This window comes from Micromonospora sp. PTRAS2, from assembly GCF_054052245.1.
On record NZ_JBSWBU010000001.1, the window covers coordinates 1,239,759 to 1,263,086 of the forward strand.

General features: G+C 75.8%; 19 protein-coding genes. 3 read left to right on the top strand and 16 right to left on the bottom strand.

Translation table 11 applies throughout. The annotated features are described in order from the left end of the window. Positions 1–4: 4 nt before the first annotated feature. The 9 genes from ACVMYR_RS05860 to ACVMYR_RS05900 are packed head-to-tail and all read right to left on the bottom strand — an operon-like array spanning position 5 to position 9,100. Positions 5–376 carry a PAAR domain-containing protein gene (locus tag ACVMYR_RS05860; RefSeq protein ID WP_353900286.1) on the bottom strand — a complete coding sequence of 124 codons (372 nt, stop codon included), beginning with the start codon at positions 374–376 and terminating at the stop codon, positions 5–7. Between the two features lie 14 nt (positions 377–390). After that, positions 391–2,154, bottom strand: coding sequence for a VgrG-related protein (locus ACVMYR_RS05865; protein ID WP_457121263.1), 1,764 nt, complete (start codon positions 2,152–2,154; stop codon positions 391–393). Next, positions 2,141–2,872 carry a CIS tube protein gene (locus tag ACVMYR_RS05870; RefSeq protein WP_043960745.1) on the bottom strand — a complete coding sequence of 244 codons (732 nt, stop codon included), beginning with the start codon at positions 2,870–2,872 and terminating at the stop codon, positions 2,141–2,143. Before ACVMYR_RS05870 ends, ACVMYR_RS05865 begins: the two co-directional genes overlap by 14 nt. Further along, positions 2,869–3,300, bottom strand: coding sequence for a phage tail protein (locus tag ACVMYR_RS05875; protein WP_077935092.1), 432 nt, complete (start codon positions 3,298–3,300; stop codon positions 2,869–2,871). The genes ACVMYR_RS05870 and ACVMYR_RS05875 overlap by 4 nt, the downstream gene beginning before the upstream one ends. Positions 3,301–3,336: 36 nt before the next feature. Next, entirely contained in the window at positions 3,337–6,444 is a 3,108-nt protein-coding gene (locus tag ACVMYR_RS05880) for a hypothetical protein (RefSeq protein ID WP_457121264.1), read from the bottom strand. Positions 6,445–6,450: 6 nt separating this feature from the next. After that, positions 6,451–6,609 carry a DUF6760 family protein gene (locus tag ACVMYR_RS05885; RefSeq protein WP_176734419.1) on the bottom strand — a complete coding sequence of 53 codons (159 nt, stop codon included), beginning with the start codon at positions 6,607–6,609 and terminating at the stop codon, positions 6,451–6,453. Continuing rightward, entirely contained in the window at positions 6,606–7,082 is a 477-nt protein-coding gene (locus tag ACVMYR_RS05890) for a hypothetical protein (protein WP_043960742.1), read from the bottom strand. Before ACVMYR_RS05890 ends, ACVMYR_RS05885 begins: the two co-directional genes overlap by 4 nt. Further along, on the bottom strand, positions 7,079–7,519 hold the full coding sequence (locus ACVMYR_RS05895; RefSeq protein WP_043960741.1) for a phage tail protein: 441 nt from the start codon (positions 7,517–7,519) through the stop codon (positions 7,079–7,081). The genes ACVMYR_RS05890 and ACVMYR_RS05895 overlap by 4 nt, the downstream gene beginning before the upstream one ends. Before the next feature lie 30 nt (positions 7,520–7,549). Then, positions 7,550–9,100: a phage tail sheath family protein gene (locus ACVMYR_RS05900; protein ID WP_077935088.1), complete on the bottom strand. Its 1,551-nt coding sequence runs from the start codon at positions 9,098–9,100 to the stop codon at positions 7,550–7,552. A gap of 433 nt (positions 9,101–9,533) precedes the next feature. On the opposite strand from ACVMYR_RS05900, the gene ACVMYR_RS05905 reads away from it, so the two are divergent. After that, positions 9,534–10,694, top strand: coding sequence for an eCIS core domain-containing protein (locus ACVMYR_RS05905; protein ID WP_457121265.1), 1,161 nt, complete (start codon positions 9,534–9,536; stop codon positions 10,692–10,694). Positions 10,695–10,742: 48 nt separating this feature from the next. On the opposite strand, the gene ACVMYR_RS05910 is transcribed toward ACVMYR_RS05905, so the two are convergent. The 4 genes from ACVMYR_RS05910 to ACVMYR_RS05925 form a co-directional block, all read right to left on the bottom strand. Further along, positions 10,743–12,908, bottom strand: a complete 2,166-nt coding sequence (locus ACVMYR_RS05910) for an ATP-binding protein (protein ID WP_457121266.1) — start codon at positions 12,906–12,908, stop codon at positions 10,743–10,745. Continuing rightward, positions 12,905–13,627: a DUF4255 domain-containing protein gene (locus ACVMYR_RS05915; protein ID WP_091285480.1), complete on the bottom strand. Its 723-nt coding sequence runs from the start codon at positions 13,625–13,627 to the stop codon at positions 12,905–12,907. The genes ACVMYR_RS05910 and ACVMYR_RS05915 overlap by 4 nt, the downstream gene beginning before the upstream one ends. Before the next feature lie 13 nt (positions 13,628–13,640). Continuing rightward, complete coding sequence (locus ACVMYR_RS05920; RefSeq protein ID WP_457121267.1) at positions 13,641–16,709, bottom strand: hypothetical protein; 3,069 nt, start codon at positions 16,707–16,709, stop codon at positions 13,641–13,643. A gap of 204 nt (positions 16,710–16,913) precedes the next feature. Beyond that, positions 16,914–17,534, bottom strand: coding sequence for a helix-turn-helix transcriptional regulator (locus ACVMYR_RS05925; RefSeq protein WP_091285474.1), 621 nt, complete (start codon positions 17,532–17,534; stop codon positions 16,914–16,916). 167 nt (positions 17,535–17,701) lie between these two features. On the opposite strand from ACVMYR_RS05925, the gene ACVMYR_RS05930 reads away from it, so the two are divergent. Continuing rightward, positions 17,702–18,988: a COG1470 family protein gene (locus tag ACVMYR_RS05930; RefSeq protein WP_457121268.1), complete on the top strand. Its 1,287-nt coding sequence runs from the start codon at positions 17,702–17,704 to the stop codon at positions 18,986–18,988. A gap of 33 nt (positions 18,989–19,021) precedes the next feature. On the opposite strand, the gene argS is transcribed toward ACVMYR_RS05930, so the two are convergent. The 3 genes from argS to ACVMYR_RS05945 all read right to left on the bottom strand — a co-directional run bounded on the left by argS (position 19,022) and on the right by ACVMYR_RS05945 (position 22,398). Next, a complete protein-coding gene (gene argS, locus ACVMYR_RS05935) occupies positions 19,022–20,752 on the bottom strand; it encodes an arginine--tRNA ligase (RefSeq protein ID WP_457121305.1) in 1,731 nt (576 codons plus the stop codon). Between the two features lie 317 nt (positions 20,753–21,069). Further along, a complete protein-coding gene (gene trpS, locus ACVMYR_RS05940) occupies positions 21,070–22,128 on the bottom strand; it encodes a tryptophan--tRNA ligase (RefSeq protein WP_077935082.1) in 1,059 nt (352 codons plus the stop codon). 96 nt (positions 22,129–22,224) lie between these two features. Beyond that, complete coding sequence (locus tag ACVMYR_RS05945; protein ID WP_176734417.1) at positions 22,225–22,398, bottom strand: hypothetical protein; 174 nt, start codon at positions 22,396–22,398, stop codon at positions 22,225–22,227. Positions 22,399–22,490: 92 nt separating this feature from the next. Here ACVMYR_RS05945 and ACVMYR_RS05950 point away from each other — a divergent pair, with 92 nt between their 5' ends. Continuing rightward, positions 22,491–22,739 (top strand): SCO4848 family membrane protein, encoded by a 249-nt coding sequence (locus ACVMYR_RS05950; protein ID WP_457121269.1) that lies wholly within the window; start codon positions 22,491–22,493, stop codon positions 22,737–22,739. Positions 22,740–23,328: the final 589 nt, after the last annotated feature.

The following is a 23,328-nucleotide window of genomic DNA, read 5'->3' on the forward strand; positions in this document are numbered from 1 at the left end:
CGCCTCACCCGCCGATCAGCACGGTCGTCGCCCCGGTGCTCACCACGGCCTTGCAGGTGGTGGCGTCGCCGCGCCGCGCCGCCTGGTGCCCGCCGATCAGCACCCGACGCAGCGGCGGCGGCACCGCCGGCACGATCCGGTTGGTCAGCAGCAGCACGGCGTGCTGCGGCGGCTTCTCGCAGACGCAGACCGTGCCGACCACGGCGGCCGGTTTGCCGCCGATGAGCACGCTGGACACCCCGAGCAGCGGGGCGCCGGGCGTGCCCGGCGGCAGGGCCTGCCCGCCCGGCGGCCCGATGGTCCCCGTGGGCGGCCCCGGGGTGACCCCGGTGGCCAGGTGGCTGATCTTGTCACCGATGCGCGCGGCCGGCGGCATGAGCGTCCCTCCGGTCAGTTGAGCTTCACGAGTGGTGCCTGGATGTCGACCTGGATGCCGCCGTCGACGCTGACCGACCGGCCCCTCAGGGTCAGCTCGCCCGCCCCGGCGTCGAGGGTGATCCCCCGACCCTTCACCGTGACCTGCTGCCGGGCCTCGATCTCGACGCTGCCGTCGCTGTGCACCACCACGGCCGTACGCCGGTCGTCGAGGTGCACGGTCAGCCGGTCCCGGGCCGTGGTCAGCCGGATCCCACGGGGCCCCGAGGGCAGCGCCGACTCCAGGAACTCGATCCGGTCCCCGCGACGCGAGGCCAACGAGCGCCGGTTGATCCGCCCCGACGAGGCGTCCACCAGCGCGCCCTCGTGCACCGACGGCTTGTCCACCCCGTTGTAGAGCCCGCCGATGACGTACGGGCGGTCCAGCAGCCCCTGCTCGAAGCCCACGAGGACCTCGTCGTTGACCTCCGGGCAGAACACCCCGCCCCCGCCGACGCCGCCGAGCTGCACCGTACGCACCCAGTCCGTCTCGTAGTCCGGCGCGTCCGTCAGCCACGGGAAGCGCAGCCGCACCCAGCCCTGGCCGACGCGCTCGGGGTGCCGGCGGTCCACGTCGGCCTTGGTGTTGGTGACGATCGCGACGGCCAGCCCCGGGATCCGGGTCGCCCGCGCGGGCGCGGCGGCCCCCGTGGCCAGGCCCCACGTCGACCGGTCCTGCCGGCCGCTGACCGTCAGCCACGTCTCGTAGAGCTGGGCGGGGCCGAAGACGTGCCGGCTCGCCGTGATCGTGTACTTCCCCTCGAACGGGGCGCCCACCTGCTGCAACGACAGCGGCACCCCGGCCCGCAGCCGGGGGTTGCCCCGGATCCCCACCTCCAGCTCCGCGAACGCCGCCGTCACGTCGGCCGCCACCGCCCCGGCAACCGCCCGCGTCTCGGCCACCGTCCGGTACGGCACGTCCGCCACGCAGAGCCGGGCCGCGCCGAACGGCTGGGCCGCCTTCGCCGGGGTGGTGCCGATCTGCACCTCGTCGCTGGCGTCGGTGGCGACCTCCGTACTCACCGGCCGCTTCGCCCGCACGTCCCAGCCGCGCACCGTCACCCCGGCCACCTGACCCACGGAGGTGACGGTGGAACGCACCGACAGCAGGTTCTCGTTCATCTCCACCACGAACGGGCTCTGCTCGGCGGTGACCCCCGCGCCCGGCGCGGCGGCGGCCCGCACCGACCGGCGGAAGAAGAACCGGCCGTCGACCACCACCACCTCGGCGTCGTTGTCGACCGCGAGCATCTTGAGGAACTCCCAGTCGTTGACGTTCGGCTGGGTGACCGTCTCGTACACGGTGGGGGTGGGGTCGATCCGGCCCACCGGGATCCCGGCGGCGGCGGCGACCTCCCGGGCGATGTCGGAGGCCTTGCGGTTGACGAAGCTGCGCACCCGCTGCCCCCGCATCAGCCGGTGCGACAGGTCCAGCGCCCGGACGGTGGTGAAGGTGCCCACCCCGTCGTACTCCGACTCCAGCGTCACCACCTCACCGGCGAACAGCGGCAGCGGGGCGGCGTCGCGGCCGGTGCGGACCCGGACGGTCACGTCGGTGCCGATGGTCACCCCGTTGTCCCGCAGGAACCGGCTCTGCTGGTCGCGGAAGCGCAGGGTCGCCGTGGCGGCCAGGTTCGTGCTGTCCTCCACCACCGCCGACACCAGCCGGTCGGCCCAGGCCCGGGGCAGCGCGCCGGGCAGGCCCACCACCAGGTTGTTGGTGTGGTCACCGCTGGACATCGAAGCCCTCCCCGGTACGCAGTTCCTCCGGCGCGGGCAGCAGGAGTTGACGGCCGGGGCGCAGCCGCACCGGGTCGTCGATGTCGTTGGCCTCCGCGATGACCCGCCACGCGGTCGGGTCCCCGTACTCGCGGTGGGCCAGCAGCTCCAGGGAGTCCCCGGCGACCAGCCGGTGCACCCGGCGGGCGGTGCGGCTGCCCGACGTCGGGTTCTGCCCCGGGGTGGAGCCGCTGACCTCGTTGAGCGTCAGCGAGCAGGTCGCCCGCAGCGGGGTGCCGTCCGGGTCGAACAGGCTGTAGGTGGCGTTGACCTGGCTGACGTACGAGTAGAACGACACCGTCTGGAACTGCCCCCAGGCGAACTTCACCCACGGCGGGGACGGTGCCTTCGCCGCGATGCTCGCCTTGGTCGGCACGCAGCAGGTGAGCAGGGCGTCGACCCGGTCCTGGACGGTGCGGGAGTGGGTGTCCGTGGCGTCGAGGAAGACCTCCAGGGTCAGCGTCCGGGGCCCGGACCCGCTGAACTCGGCGACCCCGACGTCCGCCGCCCCGCGTACGACGTGCGGGATCCAGCTCGCCGACTTGGTCAGCGCGAGCTGCTGCGGGTTGAACATGAAGGTGATCGGCCCGCCGAGGGCGCCGCCCGGCTGGTTCCCGCCCGAGGTGGGCGGCTGGTACCGCTGCAGGTGCGCCGCCACCTTCCCGGCCCGTGATCTCATCCGCCGACCTCCAGGAAGCCGTGGTACGCCAGCTCGATGCTCTCGGTGGCCACCTCCGAGCGGTTCGGGTCGAACGACGGCCCGGACCACCGCACCAGGACCACGTCGGCCAGTCCCCACTGCACCAGCATCGCCAGGTCGGGCCGGAGCGCGGCGATCTGCGCGGTGCCCCGGCGCACCCCGCTGGGCAGTTGCGCGAGATAGCTGGAGACCTTGGCGGTGTCCCTGGTCAGCGGGCGGGTCAGGGTGACGTTGGAGTAGCGCAGCCGCGACGGCAACTGCCAGACGAACTCGTTGTTGCCGCCCTCCTGGTACTGCTCCAGTTCGACCTCGCAGCCGAGCCCGTCGCAGCCGCTCCAGTCGCCCAGGTCGATGCCGTCGATCTGGAGCCGGAAGTGGACGCTGGTCCCCGGGTCGTCACCGGCCATCGCCGTCTCCCCTCTCGTGCTGATCGGTGCGCCGGCTCATCGGGTGCCGTCCCGCCACCGGCCGGCCCGTTCCCGGGCGGCCCGCAGGTCGGCCCGGACCAGCCGGCCGACCGGTTCGACCAGGCGGTGGGCCAGGGCGTCCAGGTGCCGCCGGTCCAAGCCCCGCAGCAGGGTCTCGGGGTCCGGCCCCGGGTCCCGCTCAGGGGCGGTGCCGGTGGTCACGGCGGTTTCCCGCCGCTGGACGGCCGCCGGTGGGGCGGCCCGCCGCGCCGGCCCGCCGCCCCCCGGCCGGGCGCCGGCGCCGCTCGTCGTGCCGGTGCCGCTCGTCGCGTCCGGCCGGGCCGTGGCCCGCTGGACGGCCGCCGGGGTGCCGCTGGCGGCGCCCGTCGCCGTGCTCGTCCGCCGCGCCGGGCCCGTGGTGCCGTCCGGTCCGCCGGCCGCCACCGGGCCCGCCGCTCGCCGCGTCGGCAGCGGTACGCCCGCGAAGCCGGCCTGCCGACGCGACGTGCTCGGCGACGCGTGCGGTGCCGGGGTGGCCGCCCCGGCGAGGAGGAGCACGGGAGCCGAGCCCCGCCCGGTGCCCGGCCCACCCTCCGCCCGCTCGCCCTGCGAGCCCTGCCCGTCCTGCCCGCCCCGCCTGCTGCCGTGCCCGCCCTGCCTGCCGTCGCCCTGCCAGGTCCGGCCGTCGGGACCGGTCCCGGCCGTGGCCGCCGGACGGGGCGTGCTGCCCGCGCCGACCCGGGGGGCCCGCTGGACGGCGGTCGGGCCGCCCGACGACGTTCCCGCCCTGCCCGACGAGGGTCCCGCCCTGCCGGACGAGGGTCCCGCCCCGCCGGACAGCCCGGCGGAGGCCGGTTCGGGGCTGGCCGCGCCCCGTGTCCGCCAGGTCACGGGCACCCCGGTCCGTGCACCGGCCGGGACCGCACCGGCCAGTGCCGGCGCCCCGGTCAGCAGGGGCAGCCCGCGTCCGGTCAGCAGCGGAACCCGGCGCGGACCAGTCGGATCGGGCGACGCGCCCTGTGTGCCGGAGGCGGGCGGCGCGCCCGGCCCGACGGAAGTAGCCGGCACGCCCTGCACTGCGGAAGTGGACGGCGCGCCCTGCGCGTCGGGGGCGGGCGGCGCGTCGTGCGGTATCCGGGCGGGCGGTGCGTCGCGGGGTCGGACCGGTGCGGGCGGCGGTGCTCCCTGCGGGACGACGCCGGCTGACGGCACGCCCTGCGGCACCGGCGCGGGCGGCGGCACCGCGCGGTCTGCCGGGTCCGGGCCGGCGTTACCGGACGGGGCGACCACCGCCGGGGGACCGCCTGCGGTCCCGGGCAGGTCCGCCGGCCGCCACCGGAGCCGCTGCACCGCCGGCCGCGCCGGGGGGCCGGCGGCACCGCCCGACGCGCCGCCGACCGGGGGCCGGACCGGTACGCGTGGCGGCACGGGCATCGCCCGGTGCCGGTCGCCGCCCGTGGCGCGGTGGGGGTCGTCCGGCGTGCCCGGCGACGGCCGGGTTCCTTCCGCCCGGGTGGTCGGTGCGCCGGCCGGGGCCGGGCGAGCGGGCCGAGGGGTGTCGCCGGTCGGGGCGGGACTCAACGGCGCGGGGGCCGGCCGGTCGGCACCGCCTGCGGGGGCGACGGCCGATGGTGTGCCGGGCCGGGAGGACCCGCCTCGGGCGGCTTCGCTCGGGAGCGCGTCGTGGCTGGTGGGCGGGGCCGGGCGCACCACCGGGGGCGGGGCGTCGGCGGGCAGCGGCGGCCCCAGGCCGGCGCGTCCGGGACGGCGCTCACCGGGATCGGTCGACCCGGGACCGGTCGACCGGCGCGGGTCGACCTCCGGTCGTGGGCCCGGGCCGGTGCTCGTCCCGGCCGGCTCCCGACCGGCCGGGGCGCGCTGCACCGTCGGCGGGTGGCCGGACGGTCCACGGCCCGCCAGGTCGCCGGCGGTCGTGCCGGTGGAGGGTCCCGGTGCAGCCGGTCGCCCGGCCGTGCCGGGTCGGGCGGTCCCGGGCAGCGCGGGCAGCGGGTCGCCGAGGCCGAGCCGGGCGGCGGGGCGCACCGGCGGTGGTCCGCCGCGCCCCTGCCCTGATCCACTGTGGACGACCGGTGCTGCCGGCCCGCCATCCGGGGCACCCGGTGGGGATCCGCCGTCGGGCCCGGCGGGCGGAGCCGTGGCGTCCGGTCGGCCGGGCGGCATGCTGCCGGTGGCACCGCTGGGCGGGGAGCCGGTGAGATGGGCGGCGTCGGCGGGGGCGGGGCTAGGGGCGGCCGGAACGGTGCGGGTCCGGCCGCCGGTCGGAGCGACGGGCCCGGCGGGGCGCGGATCGGCGGCCGACGGGGGGCGGCCCGTCGAAGGGGGGACGGCCGCCGCCGTCGCGGGCGGCGTGGCCCGCTGGACCGTGGCCGGCCGATGGGCCGGTAGTGGCGTACCGGCCAGTCTGCGGACCGGGCCCGGTGTCGGCGCGGTGACCATTGCCCCTGGCCCTGTCCCTGCCCCGGCCGGCTTCGGGGCCGCCACCAGGGGCAGGCCCGAGGCACCAGCCGGTGCCGCAATCCCCGCCGGTGCCGCCGCCGGCTCCGGGGCCGTAGCCAGGGGCCGGGCCGACGCCAGGGTCGGAGCTGACGTCGAGGCCGGGGCCGACATCGGGGGTGGTGCCGCAGCCAGGGGCGGGACCGGCGTAGGCACGGCCGGCGTGCCGCCGGTGGCCGGATCGGCGGCCGGGTAGCCCGCCCCCCGGTCGCCGGCGGGGAGACCGGCGCCCCTCCGCTGGACGGCGGGCAACTGTGGAGCCGGCCCCCGGCCGGCGTCCGGTCGGGCCGGGCGGGGCCGGGCCAGGTCGTGGACGACCCCGAGCGGCGCCTGGTCGCTGACCAGGTGGTCGAGCGGCGTGCGCAGGGTCGGGTCGCGGTAGGTGGCCAGCCGGTCGGTGAAGCGGGGCAGGTCGGCGACCTGGAGCGGCCCCGTGGACACCGCCCGCATCAGCGGCGGCAGCGCCCGCCAGCCGGGGTCGCCGGCATCCGTGGGGACGCTGCCCGTGTCGCCGGGCGGCGGGCCCGCCGGCCCGGCCGGGGTGGGGGACGGGCGGGCGTCACCGACGGTGCCGGCCACCCGGGCGAGGGTGCCGGCGGCCAGCCGCCGCATCCTGTCGCGTAGCCCCATCGCGCCTCACTGACCTTCGTTCATCCTGGTGTTGATGCGGGCGATCTCCGCGACGTACCGGGCCCGCTCGGCGTGGGTGAGGGCGAGGATCTCGGTGCGCGGCCAGTGGAAGTGGTAGGCGACGTACGAGACCTCCTCGTGGAGCCGGTCGGCCCCGTACGTCACGATTCCCCCGGGCGACCACCGGCCAGGTCCACCTCGAAGACCGACTCGCACGCCGGGCAGGTGACCTCGGCGAGGGTGTGCCCCTCGGCGTTGATCCGCCGGTACAGGTCCTGCAGGAAGGCCAGGTCGGAGGCGAAGAGCCGCTCGACGACCTCCGCCCGGACCTGGGTGATCGTGCCCAGTCGGGTGATCACCAGGCTGAGCAGGACGATCGACAGGTACGCCGGGTTCTGCTTGACCCGCAGGTCCACCAGGGGCGCCAGCTCGTCGCGGGCCGTGGCCAGCCGCATGCTGCCGTCCCGGTGCACGGTGCCGTCCTCGTCGACGTACCCCCGGGGAAGTTGGAAGGTGAACTCCGTCTGGAGCCGGACGGGCGCGACCGGCGCGACCACCGGCGAGGCGGCCTCCTCCGGGCCGCCGGCGGGGTCGACGAGGGTGTCGAGGCCCCCGGCCGAGACACCACGGCGTCTCATTGCGCGCTGATCTCCTCGTAGACCACGGTGACCTTCTCGGTCGCTGCAGTCGGGTCGCCGGCCTTCAGCCCCGGCCCCTCCCACTTGCTCACCCACGCGTTGGACAGGTCGAAGCGCCGCGTCTCGGACTTGTCGGCGTTGTTGAGGATGATGCTGATGTTCTGCCGGGCCGCCTCCACCGCGCCCTTCAGGAACGTCTCCTTGATCCAGTCGGTGAAGGCGCTGCTCTTGTCGAGCCCCCGGGTGATGGTGACCTCGCCGGCCTTCCGGGCCCCCGGGATCTTCCGGATGATCAGCTCGCCGGTGGCGGTCACCGACTTGACCTCGATCGAGTCCAGCTCGACGGTCAGGCCGCTGACCTCCTGCACCAGCTCCACCTGGATGCCGCCCAGCTCCACCTGGAAGCTGTGCACGATAAGGGTGTCACCACTGGCCATCGTGGCCGCCTTTCGTCAGGGTTTGTTCGGTCAGTCGCTGACCAGGCTGGTGCTGTCGGAGAACTGCGCCAGCCGGAAGACGACGAACTCGGCGGGCTTGACCGGGCAGATGCCGATCTCGCACACCACCTGGCCCCGGTCGATCACCTCCGGGGGGTTGGTCTCCTGGTCGCACTTGACGTAGAAGGCCTCCGCGGCGGTCGCCCCGAACAGCGCGCCCCGCCGCCACTCCTCGGTGAGGAAAGCCGTGATGTTGCGCCGGATCGTGCCCCACAGCCGCTGGTCGTTCGGCTCGAACACCACCCACTGGGTGCCGAGGAGGATGGACTCCTCGACGTAGTTGAACAGCCGCCGGACGTTGATGTAGCGCCACGCCGGGTCGGAGGAGAGGGTGCGCGCGCCCCAGACCCGGACGCCGCGCCCGGGGAACGCCCGGATGCAGTTGACCCCGATCGGGTTGAGCAGGTCCTGCTCGCCCTTGGTGACGTTGTTCTGCAGGTCGACCACGCCCCGTACCACCTCGTTGGCGGGGGCCTTGTGCACGCCCCGCTCGGTGTCGTTGCGGGACCAGAGGCCGGCGAGGTGCCCGCTCGGCGGCAGGAACACGGCCCGGCCGGTGCTCGGGTCGAACACCTTCACCCAGGGGTAGTAGAGGGCCGCGTACCGGGAGTCGTAGCCGGTCTCGTCCTGCCGCCAGGCGCGCACCTGCTGGGCGGTCAACTCCGGCGGCGGGTCGAGCAGGGCCATCCGGTCGCCCATCTGCTCGCAGTGCGAGATCAGGGCGAGCTGGGCGGCCTTGACCGCCTCCAGGTCGACGACCCCCTGCTGGTACGCCCCCATCAGATCCGGCGCGGCGACCATGGTGATCTCGTCGATGGCCTCCAGGCCGGCCAGGCCGGTGCGGGAGTCGACGTCCCCGGCGAACTCGCCCGCGGTGAGAGCGGCCGGCACGGCGTCGCCGGGTGCGGCGGCCGGGGCCAGGGTGACGGTCTGGTTGGCGGGCCGGGCCAGCGCGTTGGCCGGACCGACCTCCTCCATGCTGATCAGCCTGGACCGCTCGCGGACCTGGCTGACCACCGAGGTCTTGCTGTTGCGCCGGAACGAGCCGTCGTACTCCTCGGCCACCTGGCCGTCCCGGCGCACGACGAGCCGGAACCGGTCCTCGCCGGCCCCCTCGCCCTCGACGTCGGCGACCTCCACGCTGACCTCGCCGCCGCCGGCGGGGAGGGCAGCCACCCGGAACGTGCCGAGCGCCGACGGTTCCCCGGCGGGCAGCGCCTTCTGCCCGCCCCGGCCGCCGGCCGTCCGGCCGGTCGACGGGTCGCCGATCCGCACCACGTAGCAGACGCCCCCGCCGTTGGCGAAGTACCCGTACACCGCGTGCGCCAGGTAGGCGCCCTCGACCATCCCGCCGAAGAGCTGGACGTACTGGCTCCAGTTGGTGACCAGGGTCGGCGCGTGGAAGGGCCCCTTCTCGGCGAATCCCAGGAAGGCGGTGACGGCGGTCCCGACGCCCTCGATGGGACGCGAACCGCTCTGCACCTCCTCCACGTACACGCCCGGGGACAGGTACGTCGGCATGCAAGCTCCTCTGCCAGGTCGGCGGACGCTGGCCAGCCTGCTCGGCCGGGGAGCCGGCGGGAAGGTCCCTACGGGCCGCGCGGGGGCAGAGTCCCGCGCCGCAGGGGCAGGGGTGCCGGTGCCCGCCGGACGTGCGCCGCCCGGCGGGCACCCGTCCCGCAGGCCGGCCCGGTCGCGCCGGCCTCTGATCCTGTCCGCGCGCACCTCGACCGGCCCGCGGAGCCGGGACTACCGTGTACGTCGATGCCCGCCCTCGCAACGAGGAGGTGCCGACGTGCGCGCGCAGCGGCCCGCAGCGACATCCAGCTCACGCGAGGAGCGGCCCCGCCCCGCCCCACCCGGCGGCCGGCGCGGCGACGCACCCGCACCCGCACCCGGCGTCGGATTCGCTGCGCGGCACAGCCCCGGGGAGATCCTCACGCTGCAACGAGCCGTGGGCAACCGCGCGGCGACCCGGGCGATCGAGCGCGACCGGCACGAGCACGGCGCGGCCTGCGGCCACGACACCCCCGCCGTCCAGCGCTCCACCGTGCACGAGGTGCTGCGTGGCGGCGGGCGGCCGCTCGACGAGGCGACCCGGGTCGACATGGAGGCCCGGCTCGGGTCGGACTTCTCCGACGTGCGGATCCACGACGACACGACCGCGCGCACCTCGGCGGCCGAGCTGGGCGCGCGGGCGTACACGTCCGGCAACCACGTGGTGCTCGGCGAGGATGGCGGCGACCGGCACACCCTGGCCCACGAGCTGACCCACGTCATCCAGCAGCGGCTCGGCCCGGTCGCGGGCACCGACAACGGCTCCGGCCTGCGGGTCAGTGACCCGGGCGACCGGTTCGAACGGGAGGCCGAGGCCAACGCCCACCACGCCCTCGCCACCGACGTCCCGGCGCAGGCCGACCCGGCCGCCGTCGAGCTGCCCGCCCTCGCCGGCCCTGGTGCGCAGACCCCGGTGCAGCGGGTGCCGAGGGCGGAGGGCACCAGGACGACCAACCGCAGCGAGCCGTACAGCGGCCGGGCCACCCGGTCGAAGTCCAAACCGGAGGCGGACCTCAACGCTCCCCGGCTGACCTTCACCTCCTCCTACACCGGCCCGGCCACCCAGCGGCTGGACACGCGCCAGTCCATCGGGTTCACCCAGGTGGCCACCCTGCACCGGCCGGACAACGCGGCGCTGTCGGCGGCGACGCTCTACGACTTCCGGCAGGAGGTCACCGACCAGTTCGTCGCGTACACGGTGGACGAGGACGGCGTGGCGGGCGCCCCGCAGCGCGAGAACCGGGCCTGGGTGCAGGACGGGCCGTACCGCCCGAACTACACCAACCCGGTCATCCAGACCACGCCGGCGGCCATCGTCTTCAACGACGATCCGGGCTTCTCCACCACCAGCGCGATCGGCGAGGGCAGTTGGCTCGCCGAGTACGAGGTGCGGTTCCGGTGGCGGGTCAGGCGGCGGGACGTGGAGAGCCAGACCTGGGTCAGCAGCCCGGAGATGGTGCACACCCTCACCTCCGACTTCGACCCGGACAACCCGCCGCAGAGCGACGCGATCGACCACTCCGCCGCCGGCGACCACGAGTGGACCGTCTCGCTCTGACCGGGTCGCGCCGGTCGTCGCGGTGGTGTGCCGGCCGGACGCGGCGGGTCAGCGGCGGTGCGGCACCCTGCCGGTCGGTGTGTCGCGGGGCAGCACCAGGCGGCCCAACTTGCGGTACTCGCGCTGGGCGGCGGCCACCAGCATCGCCATCGTCACCGGGCCGCCCGCCTCGGCGGCCAGATAGCCGGCGCTGACCACGCACGCCCGGATACCGCCCCCGCTCAGCTCGAAGTCCCGCGCGCAGCGGTCCAGGTCGACGTCGTCGGCCCGGGGCAGCTCGCCGCCGAGACAGCGGTCCCACAGCGCCCGCCGCTGCGCCGCGTCCGGGGTCGGGAAGTCCACGACGACGTCGAGCCGGCGCAGGAACGCCTCGTCCAGGTTGGCCCGCAGGTTCGTGGTCAGCACCGCCACGCCGTCGAACGACTCCATCCGCTGCAACAGGTACGCGCTCTCCAGGTTCGCGTACCGGTCGTGGGCGTCGCTGACCTCCGACCGCTTGCCGAAGATCGCGTCGGCCTCGTCGAACAGCAGCACCCCGTTCACCCCGGCCGCCTCGGTGAAGATCCGCTCCAGGTTCTTCTCGGTCTGCCCGACGTACTTGTCGACGACGGTGGACAGGTCCACCACGTACAGGTCGAGCCCCAGGTCGGCGGCGACCACCTCGGCCGACATCGTCTTGCCCGTGCCGGAGTCCCCGGCGAACAGGGCGGTCACCCCGTGGCCCCGCCCGCCGCCGGGGCGCAGCCGCCAGCCGCCCAGCACCTGCTCGCGGTGGCGGACCCGCAGCGCCAGCTCGGTGAGCTGCTCCCGCGCCGGGGCCGGGAGGACCAGGTCGTCCCAGCCGACGGCGGGCTCCACCCGCCGGGCCAGCTTCTCCAGCGCCGCCGCGTTCTGCGAACGCACCCCGGCCCGTACGTGCCGGGCGGCGACCCGGTCGGCACCGTCGAGCACCGCCTGCTGCGCCGCCGCGACCGCCGCCCGCCGCGTCTGGCCGGGCGACAGCACGTACGCCGACAGCTCCCGCTCCGGGTCGACATCGTCCGCCAGCCGCGTCGACCGGCCGGCCAGGGTGTCCCGCCACAGCCGGGCCCGATCTGCCGCCCCGACCGGGTGGGCGGTCACCAGCAGCGGGGACTCCTCCGCCCAGTGCGGATCCCAGCGCAACCGCCCGGTGAGCAGCACCGGCACCGGGAGGCCGGCGAGCCGGCGCAGCAGCCGGGCGGGGGCCGCACCCGCCGCCGGGTCGAGGGCGTCGACCGGGCCGAAGACCAGCCCGGCCCGCCGCAGCCGGGCCTCCCGCACGGCGCAGGCCAGGGCCTCCTCCGGCGCGGGGTCGACGCCCAACGCGTCCAGGTCGAGGGCGAGGACGCCCCGACCGGCCGCAGCGAGGGCGGCGGCGGCCACCTCGTCGGCCGCCCCGCCCGGCTCCTCGCGCAGGTAGGCCAACCGGTCACCGGCGCGGATCGCCGCCGCCAGCCCGGCGGCCACCGGCCCCGCCGACGCGCCCGGTCGCCCCGACCGCCGGAGCAGGCCGTCGAGCCGCTCGTCCACGCCGGCGTGCCCGAGCAGGTGCCCGGCCACCCGGTCCGGCACCCGCAGTGACCGGGTCAGGAAGGGCCGGTCGGGCTCCTCGACCAGGAGCAGTCCCCCGGCCACCAGCGGCCCGGTGTCGGCGAGGCGGGCGCGGGCCGGGCCGGCGGCCGGGGAGACGCCGCAGAGCGACAGGGCCAGCCCGGTCGTGGCGCGGCGGCGCGTCACGTCGTCGTTGAGGTAGCCGTACAGCTTCTCGTAGCGCCGGTCCAGGTCCGGCAGGAGCGCGATCAGCAGCACCTCCACGTCCAGCGGGCCCAGCCGGAACTCCTCGGCCACCTCCCGCAGCGGCACCCGGGTGCCCGCCGACCGGGCCCCGTCGGCCCACCGGTCGGCCGTCTCCACCGCCTCCGCCGCGATCTCGTCGGGGACGGGCGGGGCCGGGCCGTCGGCGAGCCGCCAGGCGTCGTCGTCGGAGACGTGCAGCCCGCGCAGCGGGTCGTCCGGGGCCGGGTCCGCCGCGCGGGCCGCCGCGACGGCCCGCCGGACCCGCTGCTCCACGAGGAACAGCCGGGCCCGCAGGTACGTGGTGCCGGCCGGCTCGACCTGTTCGGACCGCCGGGCACCGGAAGGTGGGCCCTCCGGCACGGCCGTACCGGGCTCCGCCTCGACGGCAGCGCTCACCGCCGGCCGCCCCGGATGGGCCCGCCCGTGCCCTGCCGGCGCTGCCGCTCGGCTGCGGTGCCCCGCGCCCGGCGTACCCCGATCGGGGTCGTGGCGTCCACCGGCTCGGGGTGGCGCAGCCGCCGCGTCTCCCCGCCCGCGACGGGCTCGGCCCGGTCGGCGGCGCGCAGCCGGAGCCCGTCGGTGACGGGCTGGGCGGCGAAGGTCGCGGACGCCGCGATCGGCGTGGTCACCACCAGGTCCAGCGACGGCTTCAGCGAACCGCCGAGGGCCGACCAGATGTCGGCGAGCCCCCGGTCCCGCGACGGCGGCACCGCGACGCTCATCGGCACGGTCAGCCCCAGCGCGGCCAGCCCGCCGACGAGCCGGGACGGCGGCAGCACGTCGTGCACGACCAGCCCGGCCAGCAGCACCGACAGCAGCCGGTGCTCGTCCTGCGGCTGCGCCGTCCACGCCGTCACCAGGTACGACAGGGCGAAGTACCGGGGCGGGCGGTGCTCGGCGACGACCGCGCCGTCGGCGTCGTACTCCTCGACCCGGCCCTCCCGACGGTGGGTCATCTCCTCGCGGACGTCGTAGAGGAACAGGTTCACCGTCGGGGCGTTTCGCCGGGCCTCCCACTCCCGGGTCGGCGCGTCGAAGGCGAGCTGCACGTCGGTGCCGGCGAGCATCTCCTCGGTCAGCAGCGCGTGCAGCGCCTCGTCCACCTCGTGGATCATCCTCGTCGTCCCCTCACCAGCCACGGAACAGCAGGCCGGGCGGCTGCTGGGCGGGCAGGATCACCCGGAAGTCGGTGCGGACGGTGCCGAACCCCGCGCCGGTGGCCAGGATCCTTCGGGGGCCGAGCTGGTCGCGCGGCACCACCAGCAGCTGCGCGGCGAAGGTGCCGTCGGCCGCCGGCACGGCCGGGTTCGCCGCCGCGGTCAGGCCGACGTCCCAGGCCAGCCGCACCGGCACGCCGGGCGGGAAGTCGGTGCCCCGGACCGAGGTGACGAAGCCGGGCGGCCCGATGGCCGGCACGGCGACGATCCGGGGCTGCAGCACCCGGAACGGCGCCTGGGCGGTGTCGTCGAGACCCCCGTCGGCGGCCACCGTGCCGCGCACCGTCGTCGACGTGGCCGCGCCCGGGGCCAGCACGAACTCCAGGGACCGGCGGGCGCCCGGGGCGAGGTCGGGGACCGGGCAGGAGGTCGCGGAGCACCCCGCCGGCCGGCTGCGCACCGGCACCCCCGCCGGCAGGGCGGGGGTGATCCGGATTCCGGTCGCCGGCCGGCCGCCGGTGTTGCGGACCGTGTAGGTCACCGTGACCGTCCCACCCACGTACGCCGGGACGGGGTCGACCGTGACCGTGATGTCGAGGCCCGCCGCCGGTGGGCTGGTGGGCGGCGGACCCGTCGGCGTCGCCGTGGCCGTCGGGGTCGGCGTCGGGGTGGCCGGGGGCGGGGTGGTCGTCGGCGGGGGGACCGGGACGACCGTCACCGGCACCGACGCCGTGTTGTCCGACGGCCGGGCGTCGGCCGTCCAACCACCGACCGTCCATTCCACCGGGTACGTCCCGGCGGTCACCCCGGTCAGCTCCACGCGTACCCGCACCGTGTTGCCCAGCCCGATCGGCCCCAGGTCGCAGCCCGGCGGGGCGAGCTGGCAGGAGCCCACCTCCGGCTCCAGCGCGGTGACCCGGACCCCGTCGGGCACCCGCAGGTCGAGGCGGACGTTCGCCGCCGGGGTCGGCCCCCGGTCGGTCACCGTCAGCGTCAACGTCGTCCGCTCGCCGACCCGCACCGGCGCGGGCGGCTCCGCCACGTCCGTGGCCAGGTCCACCGACCTCTGCCAGGTCGGCTTCCGGTGCCGGCCGGGGAACTCCCAGGTCAGCCCGTCGAAGACGGCGGTGTCGAAGTCGTACGTCTTGACGTACTCGGGGCTGGCCGGGTCGGTGTACCGGCGCGAGTTGAGGGCGAGCCGGTGCCCGTCCGGCGACCAGGCGACGTCCCGGGGCCGGTGCGGGCCGTCCGGCGGGGCGACCAGCGGGCCGGCGCAGCCCGCCCCGGGGGTCTGCGGCGCCAGCACCCGGCAGTCGTCGCCGTCGGTGCCGGTGACCACCAGCCCGTCGGGGCCCCGCCCGAACGCGATCCGGCCGCCGTCCGGGGAGAAGCTCGGGCCGTAGTCCGCCCCGACGCACCCGGGGCAGCCGATGGCGGTCAGGTCCCGCTGCCCGCTGCCGTCGCGGGCGTCGACCGTCCACACGTGACTGTCGGCCGCCGCCCCGTCCGGCTGGCCCCGCACCAGGGCCAGCGTCGACCCGTCCGGCGACCAGGCCGGCTGGCTGTCGGAGCGGCCCGGGTCGCCGCCCGACGGCACGGTGAGCACGCGCTGCCCGGTGGTCACGTCCGCCACCACCACCCGGCTGGGCCCGCCCGGCCCGGCCAGCGCGTACGCGACGCGGGTGCCGTCCGGCGACCACACCGGGTCGGTCTCGACGTCGGCGTCCCCGCGACCGGCGAGGGGAAGCAACCGGGGATTGCCGCCGTCGGCGTCGACCACCCAGAGGCGGGACACCCGGTTGCCGCCCACGGTCTCGAACCGGTTCACCACAATCCGCCTGCCGTCCGGCGAGTAGTCGGGGCGGGCCGTCCACGGGTCGCCGTCGACGGGCCGCCACAGCAGGTCCGGATCCGTCGCCGCCCCCGGGTCCTCCCGCAGCACGGTCAGCCCCAGGTCACGGGGGTCGGTGGCGTCGGGACGGACGTCCTGCAACGTCACCGTGTACCGGTCCGGTGCGGTCGTCCGGCTGACCACCAGCACCGGCGTGCCGGCACCCGGCGGGACATACCAGGCGGGGTGGCCGACGAGGCGGTCCTCGGCGAGGCGCAGCACCGCCTCGCACGGGCACCAGTCGGGGCGCGGCACCCCCGTGTAGACCAGGTCGGCCGCCCCCCGCGTGCCGTCGTCGGTGGTCCGGCTCAGGAACGCCAGGGTCGTCCCGTCCGGCGACCAGCTCGGCTGGTGGCTGTCCCACGACGGGGCGAGCAGCAGCCGGTCGTCGCCCCCGACGGTGTTGATCAGGTGGATCTGCCGGGCGTCCGGGTCCTGCGACGCGGCCGTGTACGCGATCCGGTCGTGCGCCGGGTCCGGATCCCACGCGGGCTCCCCGGCCCCCTCCGGCCGGGCGGTCAGCGCGGTCACCGGCCCGCCGTCGACCGGCATCCGGTGCACCTGCGGCACGCCCGCGTCGTCGCGCCGCTCGAACGCCAGCGTCGTGCCGTCGGGTGACCAGGTGGGCCGGCGGTTGTCGTTGGTGCCGTCGGTGACCTGCCGCAGCCCGGTGCCGTCGACGCCGACCACGAAGATGTCGTGCCAGCTCCCCACGCCCTCCCGGGTCTGCTCGAAGGCGACCCGGGTGCCGTCCGGCGACACCGACGGCGCCCCGGCGACCTGCACCGGGTCGTCCACCAGGCAGGTCGGCTCCCCCGAGCCACGGCGCACCCAGAGCTGGGCCAGCTCCGACCCGCGCCGGCTGACCCAGACGACCACGTCCCCCGTGGCGGACACCTCGTCGTCGAAGTGCGCCGGGCCGCCGCCGAACAGCGGCGGCGCGGTCGCCTCCGCCCCGGTGCCGGAGACCACGCCGATGCTGCGGTGCCCGGTGCCCAGGTAGGCCACCCGCAGGTCGGTGACCGGCGGCGGGTCGGCCGGCTCGGCGTACGACGCCCGGTCGGGCGGGACGCCCAGCGCCCACGCGCCCAGCAACGCGGCGACCGCCGTCGCGGCGGCGACGAGGGGAGACCTTCGGGTGGGACGCAATCGGCACCTCGACGGGAGACGGCGGGCGGGCGGCCACGTCGCGCAGGGCCCAGAGGGCCATCGTGGCCGCCCGCCGCCGCCCGGCACAGGGACCGCCGGCCAGGGACCGGGGCAGAACCGCCGCCGGTACGGGCAACGCCCGCCCGCACCGGCGACCCCGGTCCCCGCCCGGCCGGCCCGCCGGTGCGGCCCGGATCCGGCCGGTCAGATCAGGTCGTGCCGCAGCGCATACGCCACCGCGTGCGCCCGGTTGCGCAGGTGCAGCCGGGTCGTCATGCCGTGCACCACGTTCTTCACCGTCCGCTCCGAATACGACAGCTTCACCGCGATCTCCCGCGTCTCGAACCCGTCGGCGACCAGCCGCAGCACGTCCACCTCCCGCGAACTCAGCCCGCCCAGGCTCAACCCGCGCGGGTCGAGCACCTCCCGCTGGAGCCGGCGCATCTGGTTCAGCAGCCGACCGAGCAGGTCGGCGGGGACGCTCCCCTCGCCCCGCGCCGCCGACAGGATCACCTCGACCAGGCGGCCGGCGGACGCCTCGCTGCGGCGTACCACCCCCACCACCCCGCACTCGACGGCGGCCGACAGCTGGGCGTCGTCGATGGTGGCCGGCACCAGCACCAGCCGGTTCTGCTCCCGGCGCAGCCGCCGCAGGGCCTGCACCACCGGCGGGGTCAGGCTGTCCACGACGACCAGGGTGACCGCCGCGTCGGCGGCGTCCGCCTGGGCCAGGACCCTGACCTCCGAACGACCCGTGAGCTGCCCCGTCACGCCCGTCCACGAGATCGGATCCGTCGCGTGCACGTAGACCGGTATCCGCTGCATCCTCGCCTCCTCTCCCCGTGCCGACGGCCGGCGCGCCGACGGCACGGCGAGTATGGGCGCGATGTCTTTGCGTGTACTTAACGTCGCCCGGCGGGCAGCGACCTCTGCCCGCCGTCGTACCCCGATGGCCCCTGACAGGCCACAGAAGCGCTCCTACGCTCCAGCAGATGCGCGCATCGGCGAATCTGGCCAGCACCTCCGTGAGCGTCGCCCCCGGCGGCGAGGTCGAGGTCCCGGTCACCGTGCGGAACGCCGGCGACACGGTCGAGGCGTACCGGTTCGAGATCCTCGGTGTGCCGGGCGAGTGGGTGACCGTGCAGCCGCCCACCCTCAACCTCTACCCGGCGGGCTCGGACACCGTCACGGTCACCTTCCGCCCGCCCCGCTCCGCCCGGGTGGACGCCGGCGACCGGCCCTTCGGCGTCCGCGTGGTTCCCGCCGAATACCCCGACTCGGCGGTGGTGGAGGAGGGCGTCCTCACCGTCGAGCCGTTCTCGGAGCTGGCCGCGCAGGTGCAGCCGCCGTCGCGCAGCGGGCTGCGCGGGGCCCGCTACCGCATCGACACCGACAACCTCGGCAACGTGACCGAGCAGGTCGGCCTCGCCGCCGCCGAGGGCACCGACCAGGTGACGTTCGCGCTGCCCGCCGAGCCGGTAACCGTGCCCAACGGCACCCGCGCCGAGACCCCCCTCCGGGTACGCGCCCGCCGGCTGCTCTGGTGGGGCGCGCCGAAGGAGTACCCGTTCGCCGTCGAGCTGCGCACCTCGGACGGCCGGGCCCGTGGCCTCGACGCCGTCTTCGTCCAGCGCCCGATCATCTCGGCCGGGCTGCTGAAGCTGTTGGCGGCCCTGCTCGCGCTGCTCCTGGCGCTGCTGGCCCTCTGGTTCGGGCTGCTGCGCCCGCAGGTGGAGACCGCCGCCCGGGAGGCAGTGGAGGCGGAGCAGGCCCGGCAGGTCGCGCGGGGCGAACCGGTGCCCAGCGCCGCGCCGAACCCGGCCCCGACGACCACCCCGCCCGGTGCCGGCACCCCCGGCGACGGCAGCACCGACGGCAGCGGGGTGGGCGGCCCCGCCGGTGGCCTCGGCGGGGAGCAGTTCTCCGTCGCCATCACCTTCCGCACCAGCCCCAACGGGTCGGCGGAGCGCAGCTACACCGTCCCGGCGGGCAAGACGTTCCTGCTCACCGACTTCCTGGTCGACAACGTGCAGGGCGACGAGGGCACGCTGACGGTCACCGCGAACCAGGTGCGGGTGGTCACCTACGCCCTGGAGAACTTCCGCAACCAGGACTACCACTCGGTCACCCCGATCCGCGTTCCCGCCCGGGGCCGGGTGACCCTCACGGTGGTCTGCCGCCGCCCCGGCACCCCGGCCAACGCCCCCCGCGCCACCACCTGCCGCGAGTCGCTCTACCTCAACGGCATCCTCCGGGACAACCCGGACCCGGAGGACTGACCGTGAGCGCCTGGCCGCCGTTCCCCGCGCGCCTCACATCCGTTCCGGGGTGCGGATGCCCAGCAGGTCCAGGCCCTGCCGCAGCACCCGCGCGGTCAGCCCGCACAGCACCAGCCGACCCTCCCGGACGGCCCCCTCCGCGCGCAGCACCGGGCACCGCTCGTAGAACGCGCTGAACGTCGCCGCCACCCGGTGCAGGTGGCCGGCGAGCTGGTGAAACTCCAACGTCCGTTCCACCTCGACCACCACCGGGGCGAAGCCGAGCAGCGCGAACACCAGTGCGCGCTCCGCCGGGTCCGCCAGCGGCACCCGTACGGCTTCCACCGCCGCCGGCAACCCGTCCGCCCCCGCCCGCCGGAAGAGCGACCGGATCCGCGCGTACGCGTACTGCAGGTACGGGGCGGTGTTGCCGTCCAGGGACAGCATCCGGTCCCAGTCGAAGACGTAGTCCCGGTGCCGGTCGGTCGCGAGGTCCGCGTACTTCACCGCGCCGATGCCGACCGCCCGGCCCACCTCGGCCACCTCCGCGGCATCCAGCCCGGGGTTCTTGCGCCGGGCCAACGCGGTGGCCCGAGCCACCGCCTCGTCCAGCAGGTCGGCCAGCTTCACCGGGGCGCCTGCCCGGCTGCGGAGCATCCGCCCGTCGGCGCCGAGGACCGAACCGAAGCCCACATGTTCGGCGCGGGCCGCCCCGGGCAGCCAGCCGGCCGCAGCGGCTACCGCGAAGACCATTTCGAAGTGCCGCCGTTGCGGCAGGCCCACCACGTACAGCAGCCGGGTGGCTCCCAGCTCGCCGGTCCGGTACCGCAGCGCGGCCAGGTCCGTGGCCGGATAGCCGTACCCGCCGTCCCGCTTGCGGACGATCAGCGGCAGCGGCTCCCCGTCCCGGCCCACGGAGCCGGGCGGGAAGACGCAGGCCGCGCCGTCGCTGTCCCGGAGCAGCCCGAGCCGGTCCAGCTCCTCGACCACCGGACCGAGCATCGGCTGGTAGCGGCTCTCCCCCTGGAAGTCCCGCTCGGTGAGCGTCACGTCCAACGCCCGGTACACCCCCAGGAAGTAACCCTCGGACCGGCCGACCAGCAGCCGCCACAGCCGTACCGTCCGCTCGTCGCCGGCCTGCAGGGCGACCACCCGCAGCCGGGACCGGGCCCGGAACCCCTCGTCCGCGTCGAACTTCGCCCGCGCGGCCCGGTAGAACGAGTCCAGGTCGCCCACCGACAGCTCGGCCGCCCCGTCGGCCTCCCCGAGGTCCAGCAGGTGCTCGATCAGCATCCCGAACGGCGTCCCCCAGTCACCCAGGTGGTTGGCCCGGATCACCCGGTGGCCCCGCCACCGCAGCAGCCGGGCCGTCGCGTCCCCGATGATCGTCGACCGCAGGTGGCCGACGTGCATCTCCTTCGCCACGTTCGGTGCCGAGTAGTCGATCAGCACCGTCTCCGGTCCGGCGACGCGCGGCACGCCGAGCCGGGGATCGCCGACGAGCCCGGCGACCGCCGCGCCGAGGGCCTGGTCGGCGACGGTCAGGTTGATGAACCCCGGCCCCGACACCTCCGCCGCCGCGCACAGGTCGCCCAGGACCGCCCGGCCCAGCACCTCGGCGGCGATGTCGCGGGGCGGGCGGCCGAGCCGCCGGGCCAGCGCCAGGGCCGCGTCCGACTGGTAGTCGGCGTGCGCCGAGCGCCGCACGGCCGGGTCGACCGGGCCGCCGGCCACCGCCGCGAACGCGGGCGTCAGCCGGTCGGCCAGCAAACTCTCCAGATCCATGGGTACGCCGATCTCGCTCGGGCCCGCCGTCGGACGGACCACCGGAAGGGACTCCGAGGGAGCGAGAGCCTGATCGGGTACGCGACCGGCGGCTCGATCCGCCGGTCGCAGGAGAACGTGGGTCAGCTCAGCGTCGACGGGGGCTCGTCCGAGCCCGGCGTCGTTCGCGGCGCACCGATCCGACCGGGGCGTCCTGGGACGCGTCGGTGGTGGCGTGGCTGCCGCGGCTGATCACGTGGCGGAGCATAGCCGGCCGGCCCGGTGGACGCCGCCGCGTTTCCCGCTCCGGCCGGCCCGCTCCCGGTGTACCCGATGGGTCAGGTCCGGGTGCCCGCGGCCCGGCGGGCGCGCTCGGCCCGCCGCCGCACCTGCTGGTACGCCCCCGTCAGCCCCATCGCCCGACGGACCTCGACCAGGGTGCGCCGCACCTCGGCCCGGGTCCGCTCCGTGCCGTCGACGATGAGCTGGTCGACCAGCCCGGTGTCGGCCTCGATCCGGGCCCGCCGTTCCCGGATCGGGTCGAGGAAGCGGTTGAGCGCCACCGCGAGCTGCTCCTTGACCTCGACGTCGCCGACCCGACCGGCCCGGTACCGCTCCTTCAGGTCCGCCACCTGCGCCCGGTCGGGGTTGAACACGTCGTGGTACGCGAACACCGGGTTCCCCTCCACCGTGCCCGGGACGTCCGCGCGCACCCGGTTCGGGTCGGTGTACATCCCCATGACCGCCCGGCGGACGGTGGCCGCGTCGGCGGAGAGCGAGATCGTGTTGCCCAGGCTCTTGCTCATCTTCCGCTGGCCGTCCGTGCCGACCAGCGACGGCGTCTCGGCGGCGATCGTCTCCGGCACGGGGAAAACCTCCCCGTAGAGGTGGTTGAACCGGCGGGCGATCTCCCGGGTCACCTCGACGTGCGCCGCGTTGTCCTTTCCGACGGGCACCACCTGCCCCTTCACGCAGAGGATGTCGGCGGCCTGGAGGACGGGGTAGCCGAGCAACCCGTACGGCATCTCCTCCTTGCCGGCGGCCCGGGCCATGTCCTTGAGCGACGGCACCCGTTCCAGCCGGGGCACGGTCACCAGGTTCTGCAGCAGGGTGTTCAGGTCGCCGACCTCGGGGATGGCCGACTGGAGGTAGAACGTGGCCCGCGCCGGGTCGACGCCGGCGGCGAGGATGTCCGTGACCATCTCTCGGGCGTTGCGGGACACCGCGGCGATGTCCTCGCGGGTGTTGCGGGTGGTCAGCATGTGCAGGTCGGCGATGATGAAGAAGCTCTCGTAACGCTGGTGCAGCCGCACCCGGTTGGCGATGCTGCCGACGTAGTGGCCGAGGTGCAGCCGCCCGGTCGGGCGGTCACCGGTGAGCATCCGTGCGACGGACATGGGGATGTGCCTTTCGTGCCGTGGAAGCGGTGGGAGGCGCGCGGGCGCGCACCGACCTCGGGCGAAGGCCCGTCGGAGGTCGGGTGGATCGGCTCGTCAGATCAGGGAGCCGGTGCGCCATCGCCCGCCGGCGCGGAACCGCAGTCCGCCGGCACGCAGGACGTCCAGGATGCGCTCGCGGCCGTCGCCGGAGCTGCCGGGCGGCACCGGCGCGGCACCCACCGGGAGGCCGTCGACGGCCTCCGGCGCGAGGGTGCAGGGCCGGACCACGCCTCCACGATAGACCGCCGGGCCGCCGTCCGTGCGCCCCTCACAGAGCAAACGGGGTACGCGTCGCAGGTCCGCTGGCATACTCGCGGACCATGGTGTTGTCGCGCGGCTGGGCGCTCTTCCTCGTCGGGGTCGGTGTGTGGACGTGGGTGATCTGGCCCCGGTTCGCCGTCGCCATCTGGAACGACCCCCGCGCGTGGGCCGGCGGTGTCGTGGGCGAGGGGACGCCCACCGGGTTCCTCTGGATCCACGCCCTGTTGATCGCGGCGTCGCTGGCGGTCGGCACTACGGTCGGTGTCCTCGGCGTACGGGGCTGGCGAGGCGCACGGAGCCGGGGCTGACCCGCTGAGCTGCGGGTATCTTCGGTCACGAATGGTGTGACGCGGGCCTCTACCCCCCGATTTGACGTTGAAACCCCGGGACGCGTAACTTTCTCTCTGCCAGCGCGGAACGGACGAAACAGGGCGAAAGTCCTGGGAGGCCGGAGCGCCGGACAGCACAGCTCGACCCTCCGGGGGCGAGCCGGGCGGGGCCACCGGATCTGCCGCAGGGCGGATTTGGAGCGGCGAAACCGACCGGGTAAGGTTGACGACCGGCGGGGAACCGGGCGAGATCGTGGGAGACCACGACGGCCGGCCTGCCAAATCCGATGATCACGAGCAGTGGTTCGCCGCCGCGCGCGCTCAGCGGGGCCGAATCCGTACGAAGCACGACAGACCGGGACACACGGTTTGACACGGCAGAGACGGTGAGGTAACGTAGTAAAAGTGCCCAGCGCGAAAGCGGGGGCGCGGATGAACGAGATGCCCCGGATGGGGCCCCCGGGTTCGGGGGTTTCGGATGGTGTGTGGTTGTTCTTTGAGAACTCAACAGGGTGCTTGATAAGCCAGTGCCAAGTAGTTTGATACCCCGCACTGGGTCGGCTTTGCC

Bases quoted from the DNA above. Each gene is read 5' to 3' on its own strand.
- ACVMYR_RS05860 (WP_353900286.1), bottom strand. From the start codon at position 376: ATGCCGCCGGCCGCGCGCATCGGTGACAAGATCAGCCACCTGGCCACC.
- ACVMYR_RS05865 (WP_457121263.1), bottom strand. From the start codon at position 2,154: ATGTCCAGCGGTGACCACACCAACAACCTGGTGGTGGGCCTGCCCGGC.
- ACVMYR_RS05870 (WP_043960745.1), bottom strand. From the start codon at position 2,872: ATGAGATCACGGGCCGGGAAGGTGGCGGCGCACCTGCAGCGGTACCAG.
- ACVMYR_RS05875 (WP_077935092.1), bottom strand. From the start codon at position 3,300: ATGGCCGGTGACGACCCGGGGACCAGCGTCCACTTCCGGCTCCAGATC.
- ACVMYR_RS05880 (WP_457121264.1), bottom strand. From the start codon at position 6,444: ATGGGGCTACGCGACAGGATGCGGCGGCTGGCCGCCGGCACCCTCGCC.
- ACVMYR_RS05890 (WP_043960742.1), bottom strand. From the start codon at position 7,082: ATGAGACGCCGTGGTGTCTCGGCCGGGGGCCTCGACACCCTCGTCGAC.
- ACVMYR_RS05895 (WP_043960741.1), bottom strand. From the start codon at position 7,519: ATGGCCAGTGGTGACACCCTTATCGTGCACAGCTTCCAGGTGGAGCTG.
- ACVMYR_RS05900 (WP_077935088.1), bottom strand. From the start codon at position 9,100: ATGCCGACGTACCTGTCCCCGGGCGTGTACGTGGAGGAGGTGCAGAGC.
- ACVMYR_RS05915 (WP_091285480.1), bottom strand. From the start codon at position 13,627: ATGATCCACGAGGTGGACGAGGCGCTGCACGCGCTGCTGACCGAGGAG.
- ACVMYR_RS05925 (WP_091285474.1), bottom strand. From the start codon at position 17,534: ATGCAGCGGATACCGGTCTACGTGCACGCGACGGATCCGATCTCGTGG.
- ACVMYR_RS05930 (WP_457121268.1), top strand. From the start codon at position 17,702: ATGCGCGCATCGGCGAATCTGGCCAGCACCTCCGTGAGCGTCGCCCCC.
- argS (WP_457121305.1), bottom strand. From the start codon at position 20,752: ATGGATCTGGAGAGTTTGCTGGCCGACCGGCTGACGCCCGCGTTCGCG.
- trpS (WP_077935082.1), bottom strand. From the start codon at position 22,128: ATGTCCGTCGCACGGATGCTCACCGGTGACCGCCCGACCGGGCGGCTG.
- ACVMYR_RS05950 (WP_457121269.1), top strand. From the start codon at position 22,491: ATGGTGTTGTCGCGCGGCTGGGCGCTCTTCCTCGTCGGGGTCGGTGTG.